General features: G+C 43.3%; 1 protein-coding gene. It reads left to right on the top strand.

Annotated features, from left to right (window positions below; all coding sequences use genetic code 11):
- Nucleotides 1–231: hypothetical protein (locus tag AAEY75_RS17385; protein WP_352260441.1), on the top strand; the 231-nt coding region annotated here is incomplete at both ends.

Raw genomic sequence — 231 nt, 5'->3', positions numbered from 1 at the left:
AATGAGGCGCTGAGTCACTCTGATAGTGAGCAGGTTCAGACATATATAGAGCAACAACTTGCCCAAATAAATTATCTATCTAGCAAAGCGCTAGAGTTTCCAAAATTCAGCGCGATTCTTGGTGCATTAGCAGCGGCTTATACTTACTTAAATGATCATCCTGAAACAGCAGCTGATGCTGCTATTCAAACCACGTTACTGGCTGGACATGCTCAGCTAGTAGGGCTATTC

It is taken from the genome of Psychrobacter sp. TB55-MNA-CIBAN-0194 (genome assembly GCF_040309505.1).
Classification (GTDB): Bacteria; Pseudomonadota; Gammaproteobacteria; order Pseudomonadales; family Moraxellaceae; genus Psychrobacter; species Psychrobacter fozii.
This window is presented reverse-complemented; position numbering and strand designations above follow the sequence as displayed.